We start from the raw sequence: 16,356 nt of genomic DNA on the forward strand, positions 1-16,356 counted from the left end.
CTCCTAAAATTCTAACTAGCTTCTAAAAAGGAACTGCTTCGTCAGGGATATTTGATTGAAAGTCTTCCATGTTTTCTTGCCCAATCTCAAATGCATGGGCGGCTTTCTCCCAATCCTTTCGGATTTCATCCTCAGAGGGGTGAATGTATAGGTTCATCGTGGTTTGAATTTGGGCGTGACCTAAACGTTCTTGTACCAGCTTGATATTTTTGGTTTGAAGATAATAAATTGTAGCATGAGTGTGTCGAAACATATGCGGGGTAATATGTATACCTGTTTTTCTTTCAAGCTCTTTAAAGGTCGCATAGACATCGGAGTAGGTGAGGGGGTCTCCAGCATTCTTTCCCCAAATCTTCACAAACACAAAATTATGGTCCGGGTTATATTCATCAACCACTTCGTACAAATAATCGTCGTATAGGTTCATGAGACCCTGAGAGATGTCTAATTTTCGCTCTCCAGTCTTCAATTTACCTCCGTTTGGCAATTCACCTCTATTGGTCAGTTGGATTTTGTGCTTTCTTTGTTTAGCATCGAATTGAAGATCTTCAAGAAACAGGGAGAGAACCTCTCCGATACGCAATCCACTTTCAAAAAGCAACCGCACAAGAAATTTATCTCTTATATTTGTAGTAGAATAATAGATTTCTTCGACTTGTTCTTTCGTAAATACTTGGACGCGTTTCCTGGGTTCCTTCAGCTTTAGAATATTTTTAGAGATAGGTTTCCCTCCATTTACATGGTGTAAGAAACCCTTGTACCCATTCCCACCAGCACCAATGAACATCTTCTTCATAAGCTTTTCAACCATGTCTGAGTCCACTAAATCATTTCTGTATAAGTAATCATAAAATGATGCCACGACCGTAAGGTAATTGTTTACTGTGCTTTCCCTGCGTTTAGCTTTTACTGTTTTATGGAGTACAACGTTATTGTTTTCATAGGGATTTCTAAGCCAAACAACGAAGTTAGATAACTTTTCAAAGCTCACCTGTTGATAATCAATTCCTGTTTGCTCCAAGTATGTAAAGTAAAATTTCAAAGCCGTACAGTACGTCTGTAAAGTATTACTGCTCCTCTCACTGTTGTATAGGTATTTCATATACTTTGCAACAGGTTCAACAGGTAATCCACTTGTACCAATTAGAAGATATGCCTTTCTATTACCAACAGATATTTCTTCTACTCTCATGAAAACGCCTCCCACATAATGTTATCTAGTTATCGTTATTTCTTTAAGATCCTCGAACCTAACGGTTCTGCGGAGTGCTGTCCTCGCACCGAGGCTTTGTCCTCCACTTAAAACCAAACTAACACTCTTATCTACAATCACATTTTATACATATTAAACTATTATTTCAATATTCATTTTTCTAATCTATTATGTAAATAAAAAAGGATAGTTAGACCACATAGCAGACTAACTATCCTATGAATTATTACCTTAATTTAAGTTATAATGCTTATTAATAATGATGAAGTCTTGATTAACAGTTTTACTGGCTGCTTCTGTTTTCCCCACTGAAACCACACATAGGGTTATCATTAGTAATGTAAAAATAGTGATTAATTTAATAAATAGATTCTTCATCTCAAACACTCCTCTTTTTATCATGTGTATATAAAACAGAAAAAACACCTTCTTTATTTGAAGGTGTTTTTCGTAACAATCATTTATGAACAAAAACCTATTTCATTGATGATTTTGACATGTAAAGAAACATTCTCTATCGCAATTAACGTTTGTTTTGCGTAAGTACATTTGATGCAAATATCAGTGTCTTAAAATACACATAAAAAAAAACCCACTCAATCAGTTAGAAGGAAGATTGAAATAGGGTAAGTGTGATTGAATCCCTTTGGGGAGAGAACAATACCATTACACTGATATTATGTGATGAATCCAATGATTTATACATAAAAAATATCCCTTCACCAATCAGTTAAGACTAGTATATGGACTCATAACATCGGCTCCTTTTTAGAGCAAGAAAAAACAGACCTTACTATACCGAAGGTCTGCTCTTACTTACTTCCTTATTAATTTTTTCCGTATGACGACAAGAAGGGAAAGAGGAACAACCAAAAAAGCGAGTGCCATTCCCATCTCGTACGACTAGATCTTGCCCACACTTTGGACATTTACGAGGTTCTGGTGTGATATTTTCAAAGATTTCTCGTGCCTTGAAAACAGGATTGACTTCATTGATAAACTTTTGAAGATCCGCACGATCCATTAAAGTCACATCACATGCAGCTGCTAACTCTTTAGCCTGTTTCGTAAAATAACTATTGGTCACGACCCAAGCTTGATTCGCTTTATAATACGCTTTTGCTCCATAAACTTCTTGTACAGCAGAAAGACTCACCCGGTTTTTAACTCCATATCGTTTGGCCTGAATCACAATCTTATCCTTGCCTTCCATCACCAAGTCAGCCCCAAAATCACCAGACTTTTGCGTCACTTGAGTTTTGTAACCTAATTGCTGAAAAAGTGCTTTTAGATAAATTTCGAACTGATAACCATCCATTTTATCAATATAGGGCATACCTGATTGGGCTAGCTCTTTCATATACTTCCGTTCACGAATGACACGGTAAGCAAATTGAGAAAGCTTAAATAAAATGATGATAAGAAAAAGATAAAATACACTTTGAAACACTTTATCCATTCATTGAAAGCTCCTGTTCTTTTTGTTTATTTCGGAGACGTGATGCCACAGGTTGAATGCTTTTTCCATTCTTCTTTAATTGATCGTTCCAGTCTTTCGCTCCCTTTGGAATATCTGCTCTTATTAAATCAGCATTAACGATTTGGTTCATTTTGTCAATAAATTCTTTTCCTCCTTGGTCATTATCGACAGCTAGCACCATTTCTTTAATGCCTAAGCCTTCTCTTCGAGCTTCGATATAAGATTGGGCAACAGTTTTAGGTTTTAAGCCATTCATACTAATAAGGCGCGTATTCTGCAATTTATTTTCCTGTATACTCCAATAAGAAAGAAGATCAATGGGGCTTTCAAAGAAATAAATATTATTTGGACGACCAACATCAACTGAAAAGCCTGTATGTGGGTTATCGTTCGGTAATACTTGTTTAAAAGAACCTCGTTTATTTTTTATCGAAGCTGTACCTTGCCGATCTGCCCCAATTACCGTTCCTTTACCTCCATGTTCACGCCATTTAAACACCACATTGTTCCGTTTGTCCTGGGCAATTAAATCTCTTTGAAGAAGCCAGTCAACTAACCGAGAATCTATTTTGCGTTCTTTTATGAGATAATCTTTTATTTTGCTTTGATCCTTTACCTCTAACTCTTTTGGATAGCGAAAAGGCTCTTTTGATGGTGAAACCGACGGTTGTTCATGCGACTGAGAAAGCTCTTTATAATCGCCTTTGTTGATATCTAATACGGCTTGTGGAAATGACATCCCATAATACATTTGAGCGAAACTGATTGCTCCATATCCTGTTTCATTCCGGCTGTTCCAAGCGTACATATTTCCTTTAATGAGTAAGCTATCATGTTCCGTATGACGATAGTACTTTCCTTCTTTTACAAAGGTTTCGCCTTTGGCTTCCAGATACGACAACAAATCAACATCTCGTGCTTTCATGATTTCCCCCTCATTGACGTGTTTTCGTTCTCCCACCTAAATCCCTCCTTCACTTCACCCTATGCAAAAAGGGAGCTTTTCAGCCCCCATTCATTTCCAATTTTTTTGCCATTTTTAGCGTTCTATTTCTTGCGTTTCTTGCCGTTTCTTTGAAGAAAATGCTCCATTATTCCGTGCAAAAAACTTCGTAAATCCATTCTGTGATTTCTCTTCTTTTTTCTGCTTGTCATGATCCTTTTTCTCCGTGTCTAAAGCCTTTTCAAGCTTAGTTAATTTCTCACGTTGAGAATCAGTCAAATTGAGCTCTTTTAATTCCTGCAGCACTTCTTTTTTTAATTTGTACACCTTATCAAAGGAATGCTTTTGTTCAAACTCCTTCATTTTGGCCAAACGCTGTTCTTTCTCTTGAGGTGTTTCTTGCTTCAGCTGCTTTTCGACAGGAGCTTTTTCTGCTTCGGCTTCTTTTTTCGCTTCTTTAGAAGAATCTTTTTCATCTGATATGTCTAATTGAGCTAACAAGTTTTGTTTAAACAGTTGCTTATACTGTGTTTCTTCACTAGGCTGCTGCATAACTTCTAGTACTTCTTGTTTGTAATCTTCTTGATATCGGTCCTTCTCTTGTGTCTGTTTACGAGCTTGAAACTGATGAGAAAGCTCATTCTCCATGCCTTTCAATTGGTCAGAGGTGAACTGCTTTTCCTTTAAGGCACTTGATTTCAACATGACATAATCGTTTTCTGCATTCACACGGGCTAACATGCTATCAATATCTTGAGGTTTCTCTTTGTCATGAGCCTGTAAAAACGTAATATAGCTCGTTTTGAGCTGCGTTTCTCGATCTTTCTCTAAAACAGGGTTCACATCATGACTCTTTAAAAAATCAAGTGTTGTTTCACTTTTGTAGGCTTGTTTTTGTCCTTTTTTATCCGTAGAAACAAGTAAAACCTGCGGTTTTTCTTCCCCTAGAGCTGATTGTGTTAAGTAAACAGCACCAGAAGGGATGTCTTGCAGCTGTTTCTCACTGATGTTCGCCCAATCTGCCTCGATTTTTTCATTTTGTGGGTGCTTCATAAACTTCTTTAATTCTCGTTTATCGGAAACAAGCATTTTAAATTGGTCATTTGAAAGAGATGTTACTTTTTGCATGATCGATTCCTCCATTTAATTCATATTTGGACATGAAAAAAGAGAGCATGTACGCTCTCTCACCTTTCTAGCTCCGGTTCTTCTTTTTTTCGTCTAGCTGTACCTGTACGTTTTTGGAATTGCATTTGACTGCCCACTTCCATACGGTCTTGAAAAGTAAGAGATTGTTCCTGAACTTGACCATTCATGACCCCCTTCTCGTTTTTAGTCATGGTTGAATCAATCTGATGTTCAAGTTTCACGACTTCCTCCTTTGTCATCCATCCATTTTTGATCGCTTGGGTTTTGGTTGAATAATATTTCTCTTCAGCCGTGACACGATCTAAAATACTATCTACATTTTGTGCCGATTCCTGTTGCTGCTTTTGTTTATAATCTTCATATCCTTCTTTCATTTTCTCTTGTACATTTTCAGAAGAAAGAGGATCTGCTTGCTGCTGCTTTTCATCGTTTTTTTCTGGTGACCGATTTTTTTCTCGTTCTTTTACCAACGTTTCTTCTATTGTTTCAATAAAGCCAACTGATGTTTCATGTACTTCTTTTAAAAGTTTTGTTTTATCCTCAAAGGTCTTTCCTTTTGTCCAATTTGAGAGGTAATCCAACGAATAAGAACTGGTGTCGATCCCAAAATAAGATGAAACTGTGTAAGCTGTCATTTCTGCCTGAAATTCTTTTTCCGCAGCTGTATAGTTTAGATATGTGTCCTTTGTATGAAGTTTGGCATGTGTGAGTTCATGCAAAAGTGTTTTTACATTTTGCTTTTCTGAATTACGAGGATTTAACGCAACTTCTTTTGTTAACGTGTAAGATACACCTTTTGCGCTTCCTAGTTCTTCTTTAGGAGCAATGATGGAAATACCATTCTTTTCAGCAATAGCTTCCATTCCTTTATAGAGTGTCTTGTAATCCTCTACATTGCCTTCTAACCAACGATTTGGAAAAATCTTAGGTAAATCATTAGCCGTCGCGTTCGTTTGACTGATGTCGAAAACATGGCCGACTGAAAAATACAGTCGGCCATGAGTGACTTCTTTTTTCCCCTCTTGAATCAACTTCTTTTCTTGAGGGGTGGCTTTATTAATCGACTTCCATTTCCCTTTTTCATCCTTAAATTTGGGAACGGTTTTATTTGGAACAAGAATTTTAATGCCTTTCTCCCCTTTATTGACGGAGAACCCTTTATCTTTCCAAAACTTAAATGACCCAACAGCTTGAGCACCAAAAAACTGTTCTTGAATAAGCGCTGTGTTTGACATGGAGTATTGATAAAACTTACCCATGAAAGATAAATAGTCTTTTAGTTCTTCGGCAGAATGAAAATGCTGCTCAACTTTCTTTTCCATACCCTTCGTTAACTCTTCAACCTCTTTACGCTTATCTTCGACAGATTTCTTCGCATATGTTTTACTCATCTTCCCCCTCCTCTTTTTGATAGGAGATTCCCTTTAATTCTTCTAATTCTTGTTCATACCAAGGTTCCTCTAAATCCACAAAAGGCTTCTGTGTTTTAATATTCATTGGCACCAACATATTTTCTTGATGCACCACATATTGATGAAACTCCTTCGCTTCTTCTGGACTTAAATTCACCTCTACTTCTTTGTCTTGATACTGTACAATGGCATGATCCTCTCCTACAGCTTTAATCGAAGCTAACACTAAATCTTTGTTAAAAAACATAAAGATTAATTCCTCCTTTTAGTAGTTAAATCTCTTTTTATATGAAACAATCAATGAGATTGTTGTTTCCCCCTCGATTCTTCCCAATCAATCCGTTTTTGACGCTGATTTGCAATTCGTTTCTCAACTGTTTCCTTCGCTACTCTTGTACTATCCATCTCCTGCATACTGGTGGTCATCAATCCTTTAAATCCATGATGGAAGAAAAGACCGTTCATATATTCAATTAAAATTTGTGTATTTTTATCTGCTGCGTTCGCCCCTAGTTTTGTTTTTGTCATCTCACCTTTTAATGTATGAATCTCTTCTCGTAAAGCTTGAAACTCATTTTTTAAGGACTCATGGAGATGATGACTCACTACTTCCGTAATATACTTTAATGACCATTCATTACTTTTAGATGCTTCATGTTCCTTGCAAATTTGTGCAATGGCATCACCCGTGTAGCGCAATCCATGCTCCTCTTTAAATGATTCAATATACGCTTTTGACTCATCCTCAATGGCTAATTTCATTCGTTGCTTCTCCATCGATTAATAGCCCCTTTCATAGTCGTTTTGTTGGTTACGATCACGTTCTGTTTCACGTTGCATTCGTTCATAATGCTGTTGGTTTTTCCAACTTTCATATTCACTTTTGAACGCTTTTTCTATTTTGCGAAGTGAAAAATGTACAGGTACATGCTGCTTATATCTCGCTGTTTGATTTCCAGATTGCTTTCTATCCAACAGACGTTTTACATCTTGCTGCTTTCGATCATAAGCTTTCATTTCTTGCAAAAAAGCATTTCCCATTCGCTTATATAAATCATCTATTTTCGTTTGCTTATAATTTTCGTAGCGTCCTTTATCCCTCGTCCCCTCCCCATATGCTTTCTTTAATTCTTTTACTTCTTTATCTAAGTTCTTTATTAATTGTTGATACTCTTTTTGATGATATTTTTTGATGTATTTTTCACTCAATGTATCAATATAAGGTTTCAATGGTTTAATGGTATTGTAGCTATATTGCCATTGCCTTTTATCTTGTGGAAGATGATTATAGACCATTAAAAACAAGGGTTTTAATTCTCTATTGCGCCATGCAAAAGAAGAATTTTGTTTCTTTTGGTCAACCATTTCTTTGCGTATTAAATGATTAATTCTATTCTGATTTTCTCCTCGATCCATAATTTGATTAACAACGGTTGACTTCATCACATCCAATGTTTTTGGCTTTCTTTTTCCCCGACTACGTGTAGGAGCTGGTTCAACTGTTGCAATATGAATATGTATGTTGTCCGTGTTGTGGTGTATAGCTGCTGACCAAATAGCTGAACCATCTAACTTTTCCCTTTCAAGCATTTTGTTCATAGATTGTCTTGTTATTTGTATTAACTTTTTTTCATCCACTGTATGAGTACGTGAGTCATATAAACCCTGTTCTTCAAGCCAAGGATTATGAAATGTAATGACATCCTGCCACATAATACTGTTATTTCTTTGTGCTTCCTCAAAACCTTTTTTTAATTCTTCTTTCTGTTCCCCTGTCAATCGATCAGAATGTTGGGTAAATAAAGAAGAAGTCTTATCAGGATTATCCATATAATCCTGATAAAGAGAAAACAATTTCTCATGCGCTCCAAGTTCTCTTTTTGCTTCCTCACGATCAACATAATCAACATACTCTTGAAAGGCTTTATGAGAAGCTGTAATGAATTTTGTTTTTAATACAACGCCTGGTACAACTGTTGAACTATTTGTTTTTTCTAGCACATCTGCTTACCTCCGTTAACCCAATTGAATTTTTCTAAAGGATCTGTATTATTCTTCTGGATCTCCAATCATTTCAAGCAAAATATGATTCATATTTTCCATAGAAACAGCACACTTTTCCATCATCTTAATATTCTTTTCAATCAAGTTTTCAAGTTCATTTTCACGGTCTGTTTGTTTACGGAAAAAAGCCAGCGTTTCAAGCTGACTTTTTAAAAATTCTTGCCTTGATACCTTACGTTCTTTTGCTAACTCATCAATTTTTTTAACTGCAATCGGATCTACATTTCTTATTTTAATTTCCATCTTTCATGTCAACTCCTCAAAATAGTGGTGCTCCTCAAAAAATAGAGAGAAGAGCATAAGGGGTTTTTGCCCCCACCATAGGTGTGGGGCTAGGCAGAGCCTAGCAAAACCGTGGGTACAAAGAAAATCGCTAAATGTCCCCTTTGCGTCCCCTTTTTTTGGTGTACGTCCCTTTTACGTCCCCTTTTAAAATCCCGATGTCCCCTTTATGTCCCCCTATTTTGGAGCCATGTCCCCTTTGCGTCCCCCTGGGTTTTTTCACTTCATGGCTAAATCTTGTTGCTTTTCATTCATTTTTTCATCTTTTCACGTAAAATTTTCTGCTTATATTCATGAAGCAGGATGCTTTTAGCATCAAAGTGAATCTTTTATATCCTTGTTTCTGTTTCTCTATTCTTTTGATAAAAATTAAAGACATGTACTTTTCAAATTAAAAATTTTTCATTAATTCACTAAATAACTTTTTAAGATTTTATTATCACCCTAATATATAACTAAACAATTAGATTTTCTTTTTTCTTCTGCAAGAATCTAACTCTATTTTTTAAAAAACGAGTTAATTATCACTAATTTAGAATCAATTGAATTAAAATTAACTCAACAAAAAGAAGTTTAATTTAATTAAAATAGGGCATATTAACTTGTCTAATTAAAAGCTGTCGAATCTATATTTTTTATACCCAATTAGTAATTAATTGATTTAAATTAATTTCAATTAGGTATACACAGACTAAATGTACCAATAAAAGGTGGCTCTACCTAATTAATTCTCGTTCAAATAAGATAACTAATCCAGACTCAATTGAGTCTGGATTAGTTATGACTAATGGACAAAATTAGGAAATGAACATAAGTGGGAGAAAATAAAATGATGACTTAAAAAACAGATTATGTATTTATACCATGCTGAAAACTTGGTTAAATAATTAAGCAGCGAATATAGTGATCAAAAGTAACAATTTATAACTGCGTGAATGTATTAACATCTTTTAATGCAGAGGAAAGATCTCTAATACCTAGAGAATTAGCTAAGATTCTTCAAAAAAGAGGCTATGGTCATATTGAAGAAAAAGCAAAACACATTTTAGCGTTTCAAAAATTTATCAAATCTCTCTAGACAATGAGTGCCTGAAATTAAGTATGTCTCTATGATACGAGGCGGTTGGTGTTGTTTAGCATCTTCATTAAATTCACATTAAAGAAATTGTGTACTATTTTTTCTCGTTTAATCACATCAGAATTAATCATTGAAGCACTTCAAAAAGCTTACACTGTCCAAAAGCCCTAAAAAGGTATATCTATTCGTAACGATTTCGATTCACAATAAATAAGACATGAGTTTACTAAGCATGTCCACAAATAAGAGATAAAGCATCTTTTCAGCCAAAAAGACTGCTTTTATGATAATGCCTACATAGATATGTTTCACACCATATTACAGAAGAAGTGTATTATCTAAACAGAATCGACAGTAGTCTCAGCTATTAAAATCCTCAATAGATTGAGGATTAAATGAGAAAAACAACTTAACACATAACTTTTTTGTTCTAAATTACCAATCCAAACTTGATAGTTTAACTTAAGATTAACTTAAAATAACCTCGTAGCATACAAACCTAATTTAGTTGAACTTAAAATGAAGTAAGTTAAACTAAATTAAATGTAAATAAATAAAAGTTTAATTAAAATACAATTAGTTGGACTTAATTGCATTTTAATTAAACTTATTGTAATATTTTAAAAAACTATAATGGATTTGTAGTTTTTTGAAGAACTCAGTACAAATTTAATTGAACTACATAACGTAAAATATAATAAATTTAATTCAGTTAAGTGTGAAATCTGCTAGAATAATAAAGACAAGCTTTAAAATAAGTCTAATTTAATTAGTCAGGACCAATTAAGTTAGACTTAATTGAGTTATTAAAAATATTTCATATAAGAAGATACTAACTAAGTTAAATTAATTCGTTTGTGAGGGAGGTACAATTATGAGCGAAGAAACAATGGTTATTTCAGAAGTTGCTAGAAAATTTAATATAGAAAATCATCAGTTACGGGACTGGTGCGAAGTCGGGTTAGTACGACATAAAAGAATTGGAAGAATAAGATACATATTTACTGATGAAGATAAAAAAATCGAGAAGATTATTGAACTAAAGGAAAAGTTCGGAAAACATGCACCAAATGAAATGATTCGTGAAGAATTAATTAAAGCAAATTTAATGAGCGAAGAACAAACAAAAATTATTAACAAGGATTTAGAGGAAGAAGATATAAACGAAAACTCCTTTAAAGAAGCATTTTTATTACTTGCTAAAAAAATAGAAGAAATGGATAAAAAAATGGAAAAGAAAGAACAACTAACGCTTCCATCTGAAAATTTGGCAGAAAAAAAAGATGTTATAGAAATAAAAGAACAGATGAATAAACTTGAACAAGACAATCAGCGTTTAAAAGAAGTGAATGATCAATTACTTAAAAAACTAGATTCTATCCATTCAGCTATGACCGAAATTCAAAAAGAACAAGGAAAAAGCATATGGAAAAGAATGTTCACAAAATAATAAAACAGCTTCTAATTACTGGTCAGTAATTAGAAGCTGTTTTATTATTTTTGTAGCAGTTGTCAGAGAAAGTTCTCTTAATACCTTCAACAATAAATTCATTTGAATATAGATAGGATTTGCACCTCATAAAAGGTGCAAAACTAAATCTTTTGAGATATATTACTAATTCTTATTGAATTATGAGATTAATTAACGCTATAATAAAACTAACAAAAATGACCGGAATAGAAAAAAGACTTCAACTGTTTAAGACGTGTTGGTAGCACTCTTAAACCGTTCCCCCTAGTTACAGTAGGGAAAACACTTGTCGAAGTCTCTTGTTAATAGAGTTAGTTTTTCTATAAAATAAAACTTATGGTTTTATTTTATATGAAATAGCTGTCTATTTCAAGGGCTTAGTTCATCAAAATCACGACATTGTTTTCCTTTTTCCAGGGAAACAGTGTCTTTTTTTGTTCCTTAAAGGAGATAATGAACAAATGACAAAAATATTGACCTGCTATTTAAAAGATGTAGACACCTTCAACGGACGGTTTAAGTGGTTATGGAAGAACAAATCCACACTTCGGAAAAAGAAAGAAGAGTTTTTAGAAATTATCCGTACTCATTATAAACAGAACCAATCAGCTATACATAAAGAATTTCCTAAAAAAAGAATGGAAATGCTTGATCATGTCATTTATAACCTAGTGGCTACAGGCATCCAAGCCATTCGTTCTGAAACACTCATGAAGAAATTTAAAGTTTCTAAAAGTACGGTTTCTCGTTTTGTACGTTCGTTAAAAGCGACACCTTTTATACTTGTAGCACGTTACATTAAAGAGGATGCAACAGGTACTCACCCTGATAGCTATGTATTTATTCTTAAAAGCCATAAGAACTTTAATCGGATTTGCGACGAAATCTTTTTTGCCCATGATACAACAGGTATACAAATGGTCCAACAAGAAGAAATGACAACTCCTGTGACGCTTCCTGTGATGTGTCCAGAAAGTGCTGAAAACGTTGATACACCAATCTTAAAGGCCGATAAATCACCTGGTGCCTTTATTAACCTTGATTTACCTGTAAATCATATAAATAATCATTTAATGTCTGTTTCACAGTCATTTACCTATATCAAAGGTGTTCCTAAGAAAGTCAATCAAGTATATGCAGGTAAGTATGGTCATCAACTAAAAGACTTTTATGCTCGGATTCAAAATGCTGCAAAAACGGTAAAACGAGATACAGAGATTGATATTACCAAAGGGCAAGTACATGAAATTGCGTATACATCTATTATTGGGTTAGACAAATATGTACATGAAGCTAATCATAAAGGAAATTCCTTGTCCTTAGATAATATGTGCCAATTACTCTATAAAATTGCGAAAAACCAATTCTATCAGTTGGTGAATCCTAAAAATCAGGATTATTCATCAGTATATCCAACTCATGAGGAAGTTATACATAAAGAGGCGTCATCAACAAAATTATTTATACCAAAAAATATTATCCGTAAAGAAATCGTTCCTGATTGGTTAAAGGCTGAGCAGGATCAAGAAATGGGTACACAAGAAACAGAAGTGACATTGGAACAACAGCTTGAAGTAATCTATCTAAAGCAAGACCTAGGGCAAAAACTTACAACAGAAGAGGAATGCTTGCTGCAAGAACACTGCTCTACGTACAGTTCACTAGAAATGGCGGAACTGAAACAAGATTTAGGACAAGCATTAACACCTGAAGAGCAGGAATTGTTGAATCAACATGCTAAATTAAAGGAACCAGCTTCTTAATTTTTAAACATAACTAAAGCACAGCAAGGACTTTTACTATTTTTAACGTATTCAGTGTTTTAAGTGAGGACTTGGCAGGATTTGAACCTGCAAGACACCAAAGTTGTATAGTGTAATACGACTGGCTGCTCTACCATTGAGCTACAAGTCCACACTATAAGTATGCACATAGTCTTTGTTTATATGTACGACAGAAGAAAATGTAAAAAGTAAAGAAATCCCTTAGAAGCTAAATTATTGTTAGGATATGTTTATTTAGAATACTGTTCTAAATAATAAATAAATCTATATCTACGCAGGAGGAGCACATTATGCCACATAAAATTACGTTAACTGGATCAGCCACAGGACCACTACGAGAATACGATCGCTATGTTGCCTTTGATATGCGTGAAAAAGGGTCACCATCTGCACCTAAAGGCTTGAAGAAGAGTACGTTTATTTCGTACACGGTATTTGTTGCAAAGAAGGCTTTTAACAAAACAGGTCTCACGAAAAAAAGTATTATGCATGAAAAGATCTTAATTCAAGGAGAACCAACTTTAGACATTCCGATTGATGAATGCCCTGGTGAAGTAGGTGTAATCTGCTTCCAGATTACCGTTCTCCCAAATAAGAAAGACAAAGAAGACAATGAACCAAACGATAAAAAAGAGGCCAAACAAGAGGCTTCTGCAGCGCAACAAGAAGTTGCTGCTACTAAGCAGGCAGAAAAACCGGTAACTACTTCTCAACCTGCAGCAAATGAAGAGAAGAAAGCTGAAAAAGTACAGGCAGAAGTGAAGGAGACACCTGTTCAAGAGAAAAAGGTGGAGCCACAAAAGAAACAAATAACAAATCAGCCAAAAGGGACACAAGATCTTCTAAGTTTCGACGAAATCATCGTACCTGAAGAGTTCTTAAAGACACGTCCAAACCCTCAAAAAACACAAAAGGTCATTGATTTTGTGAAACGTACAGGGCGTCTGGATGAGCCATTAACGATTGAAAAAGGATCGAATATCTTGAAAGATGGTTATCGTCGTTATATTGTGGCCAAAACCGTTAAAATGGATAAAGTTCCAGTTATGTATGAATATCAAAAGTCATAATGTATTTCCTTGAAGCTGATCCATTGTAAGGAGATTGATAACAATTCTTGAAACACTATAACGGATGTACAGTAATAGATTCTACACCACTAACAGCCATCAATAAGAGGTGGCAAATTGAACGTTTTTTAGGCATTATTAAAAACTTTAGTGAGCATCCTTATGGTGTGTATAATATTGGTTGTTGCGAAACTTCTTTAGGAGAACAAGGCCGGAATTTTTATGATGAAGATCTCATCGGATCTGAATTAATTCCAATTGCGAAGCTAGCATGGGGAGATTATTTATGTTTGAACTTTCACTATGATAAAAACAATCCGTCTGTTGATTTTCTAGATTACGAAGAATCATATGAGTGTGATCCAGCTACATCAAAGATTGCTGATACCTTTCAAGAGTTTTTGAGTATGTTATTATCTAAGGATACAAAATAGCAGAAAATGCTATTTCGTAATGAGATCATCTACTCATTTTGATTTTCAATCATAAAAGAGGAAGTGTCGCCATGAAAAAGTGGCTTTGGATCATGTTATCCTTTGGAGTAATTTTTCTTGTATTTGTCATGAATCATTTCTTGGATAAAAGCCAACAACAGCCAAACTTGATACGTAACGTCTCACTTACGACCAGCACATCTCCTAATAAACAAAACATTGTTGAAGTAAAAAAGATGTATAAACAAACCACTGATTACTTTGATTATGAGCAAAAACAAAAGGCTGATTCTCTTAGAATGTACTACGGACAACCCGGAAGCACCCTTAACCAATATAAAGAGCTTCAAGGAATTCAACCTTCTATGATTCATGATGTGAATGTGCATTGGAAAAGTGAGCAACATGTCATCATTAACATTATGAAAACGAATCACCAACACAAAAACAAGGTATACAAACAATTTAAATATAACCTTAGCGAAATGTAGGCTTCGAGTCTATGGTTTTACGTGTCTTAATCGTGAGTCTCATGTGTGGTCTTACAATAGGAATAGTTGCTATCATTAGATTTTTTATGGTGGTTTTCAAGTTTACACAATTTGATGGCAGCTACCTATGTGAAACGTGTAGATCCTATCAAAGTAGACAGCTCTAAACTTATTTAAAGCTTTTTTAAAAGAGCAATGTTATATATTCAATAACCCTATTATTTTTTATTCTTTTACATTTCAAAAAGAAGATACTTATATGAAAAAATCAACACCTTGTCCAGGGTGTCAAAAACCTATTACAATTGAGCATTTCGAAGATTTTTCAAGTCCTTTTACAATGAAATGCCCGCATTGTCGAGAAAAACTGAAGGAAACCCAGATGACCCCGTGGTTATTGTTATTAGCTGTTATTATCATTCCTTTATTGGTTTACCAAGGAATCACGGTTAAAAGTTTCTTGTCCGGCCATTTTCCTATTGTTGAAAAGGTACCAACTATGATTGTATTTATGGCTTTTTGTTACCCTTTGTATGCCTTATATGAAGCTTACAATGCCGTTATTATCTTTAATAAAGGAAATTTACAACTAAAAAAATCTAATTAATCTTTTATCTCTTTTCTATGAACAAGTCTTTAGTAATATCAATACTAGAGACATATATTTTACTATTAGTGGGTAAATTTAAAATATTTTATATTTTTTACCTTCCTCTTTAATCATGTTATCATCATCTGAGGAGCTATTTAGATAGATAAAGTGTTAATTTACAAGAAGGGGAGAAATATAAAGTGGATCAAGTAACAAAACCAGCAGGATTTTGGATACGCCTATTAGGAAATCTGTTAGATGGCATTATTGTAAGTATTCCTTTGGGGCTTATTGGTTTTCTTATCACAGGAGACTTTGATCGTGAAGATCCCATTACATCACTCATAGGTTTCATCTATGCGGTTGCTGTACCTATTTTATGGTATGGATACACTATAGGGAAACGAATTGTTGGAGTTAGAATTGTCAAAGTCAATGGAAAGAAACTTGGGGTTGGAGCAATGCTATTAAGAGTTCTTGTAGCCGGCATTGTTTATGGTATTACATTAGGTATTGCATTAATTGTAAGTGTGTTCATGGTGGTTTTCCGTAAGGATAAAAGAAGTCTTCATGACATGATGGCAGGCACGTATGTTACATATGCAAAACCAGGTGAAATAGAGGATAAACAAGCATTTATAGATTAATACCCAATCTACAATAGAATAAATTGTAACTTATTACCTTTTGTTGTTCCAGATACAGGTAGCAAATTGGGATGGTTGCCATATTCAATAGGAAAGATACTTTTGATAGAAATAATATGGAAAGTTAAACTTTCATTTCATTTGCAATACCGTATACCCTCTGTTTCTAATCTAATATTCGGGACTATTTAAAAATCCTACACCTCAGTGTGTAGGATTTTTTCTGTGTGTCACCTGCCCTGTATA

At 34.4% G+C, this 16,356-nt stretch carries 15 protein-coding genes, 1 tRNA gene and 1 pseudogene; 7 read left to right on the plus strand and 10 right to left on the minus strand.

The features are described from left to right. Positions 1 to 22 precede the first annotated feature (22 nt). The 9 genes and pseudogenes from BG04_RS28530 to BG04_RS28570 all read right to left on the minus strand — a co-directional run bounded on the left by BG04_RS28530 (position 23) and on the right by BG04_RS28570 (position 8,504). Complete coding sequence (locus tag BG04_RS28530; RefSeq protein ID WP_034652922.1) at positions 23 to 1,192, minus strand: tyrosine-type recombinase/integrase; 1,170 nt, start codon at positions 1,190 to 1,192, stop codon at positions 23 to 25. Between the two features lie 814 nt (positions 1,193 to 2,006). After that, positions 2,007 to 2,672, minus strand: a complete 666-nt coding sequence (locus tag BG04_RS28535; RefSeq protein WP_034655605.1) for a restriction endonuclease — start codon at positions 2,670 to 2,672, stop codon at positions 2,007 to 2,009. Then, positions 2,665 to 3,618 carry a toprim domain-containing protein gene (locus BG04_RS28540; RefSeq protein ID WP_034656119.1) on the minus strand — a complete coding sequence of 318 codons (954 nt, stop codon included), beginning with the start codon at positions 3,616 to 3,618 and terminating at the stop codon, positions 2,665 to 2,667. Before BG04_RS28540 ends, BG04_RS28535 begins: the two co-directional genes overlap by 8 nt. A gap of 114 nt (positions 3,619 to 3,732) precedes the next feature. After that, positions 3,733 to 4,764: a guided entry of tail-anchored proteins factor 1 gene (locus BG04_RS29185; RefSeq protein WP_051975656.1), complete on the minus strand. Its 1,032-nt coding sequence runs from the start codon at positions 4,762 to 4,764 to the stop codon at positions 3,733 to 3,735. 440 nt (positions 4,765 to 5,204) lie between these two features. Then, positions 5,205 to 6,176, minus strand: a pseudogene (locus BG04_RS28550) (ArdC-like ssDNA-binding domain-containing protein); the annotation flags it as partial. Beyond that, positions 6,169 to 6,444, minus strand: coding sequence for a hypothetical protein (locus tag BG04_RS28555; RefSeq protein WP_034655610.1), 276 nt, complete (start codon positions 6,442 to 6,444; stop codon positions 6,169 to 6,171). The pseudogene BG04_RS28550 and the gene BG04_RS28555, both read right to left, overlap by 8 nt. 50 nt (positions 6,445 to 6,494) lie before the next feature. After that, a complete protein-coding gene (locus BG04_RS28560; protein ID WP_034655612.1) occupies positions 6,495 to 6,974 on the minus strand; it encodes a hypothetical protein in 480 nt (159 codons plus the stop codon). 3 nt (positions 6,975 to 6,977) lie between these two features. Continuing rightward, entirely contained in the window at positions 6,978 to 8,198 is a 1,221-nt protein-coding gene (gene mobP2 / locus BG04_RS28565) for a MobP2 family relaxase (RefSeq protein WP_034655615.1), read from the minus strand. A gap of 48 nt (positions 8,199 to 8,246) precedes the next feature. After that, on the minus strand, positions 8,247 to 8,504 hold the full coding sequence (locus BG04_RS28570; RefSeq protein WP_034655618.1) for a hypothetical protein: 258 nt from the start codon (positions 8,502 to 8,504) through the stop codon (positions 8,247 to 8,249). Between the two features lie 1,991 nt (positions 8,505 to 10,495). Between BG04_RS28570 and BG04_RS28575 the strand changes: the two genes are divergently transcribed. Together BG04_RS28575 and BG04_RS28580 are read left to right on the plus strand one after the other, a co-directional pair. After that, a complete protein-coding gene (locus tag BG04_RS28575; protein ID WP_034655621.1) occupies positions 10,496 to 11,071 on the plus strand; it encodes a MerR family transcriptional regulator in 576 nt (191 codons plus the stop codon). Between the two features lie 482 nt (positions 11,072 to 11,553). Continuing rightward, on the plus strand, positions 11,554 to 12,855 hold the full coding sequence (locus tag BG04_RS28580) for a hypothetical protein (protein ID WP_034655624.1): 1,302 nt from the start codon (positions 11,554 to 11,556) through the stop codon (positions 12,853 to 12,855). Positions 12,856 to 12,921: 66 nt separating this feature from the next. Here the strand turns inward: BG04_RS28580 and BG04_RS28585 are convergent. Then, positions 12,922 to 13,006 (minus strand) — tRNA-OTHER (locus BG04_RS28585). A gap of 160 nt (positions 13,007 to 13,166) precedes the next feature. Here BG04_RS28585 and BG04_RS28590 point away from each other — a divergent pair. From BG04_RS28590 to BG04_RS28610, 5 genes are all read left to right on the plus strand, one after another. Beyond that, positions 13,167 to 13,946 (plus strand): ParB N-terminal domain-containing protein, encoded by a 780-nt coding sequence (locus BG04_RS28590; protein WP_034655626.1) that lies wholly within the window; start codon positions 13,167 to 13,169, stop codon positions 13,944 to 13,946. A 47-nt stretch (positions 13,947 to 13,993) separates the two neighbouring features. Next, the gene (locus BG04_RS28595) at positions 13,994 to 14,380 is read left to right on the plus strand and encodes an SMI1/KNR4 family protein (protein ID WP_051975657.1); all 387 of its coding nucleotides are present in this window, start codon (positions 13,994 to 13,996) and stop codon (positions 14,378 to 14,380) included. A gap of 71 nt (positions 14,381 to 14,451) precedes the next feature. Beyond that, the gene (locus BG04_RS28600) at positions 14,452 to 14,871 is read left to right on the plus strand and encodes a hypothetical protein (RefSeq protein WP_034655628.1); all 420 of its coding nucleotides are present in this window, start codon (positions 14,452 to 14,454) and stop codon (positions 14,869 to 14,871) included. Between the two features lie 259 nt (positions 14,872 to 15,130). After that, entirely contained in the window at positions 15,131 to 15,478 is a 348-nt protein-coding gene (locus tag BG04_RS28605) for a hypothetical protein (RefSeq protein ID WP_034655631.1), read from the plus strand. Positions 15,479 to 15,663: 185 nt separating this feature from the next. Beyond that, positions 15,664 to 16,110 carry an RDD family protein gene (locus BG04_RS28610; RefSeq protein WP_034655633.1) on the plus strand — a complete coding sequence of 149 codons (447 nt, stop codon included), beginning with the start codon at positions 15,664 to 15,666 and terminating at the stop codon, positions 16,108 to 16,110. The last annotated feature ends 246 nt before the right edge of the window (positions 16,111 to 16,356 follow it).

Origin of the sequence: Priestia megaterium NBRC 15308 = ATCC 14581 (assembly GCF_000832985.1) — a bacterium.
Lineage (GTDB): Bacteria > Bacillota > Bacilli > Bacillales > Bacillaceae_H > Priestia > Priestia megaterium.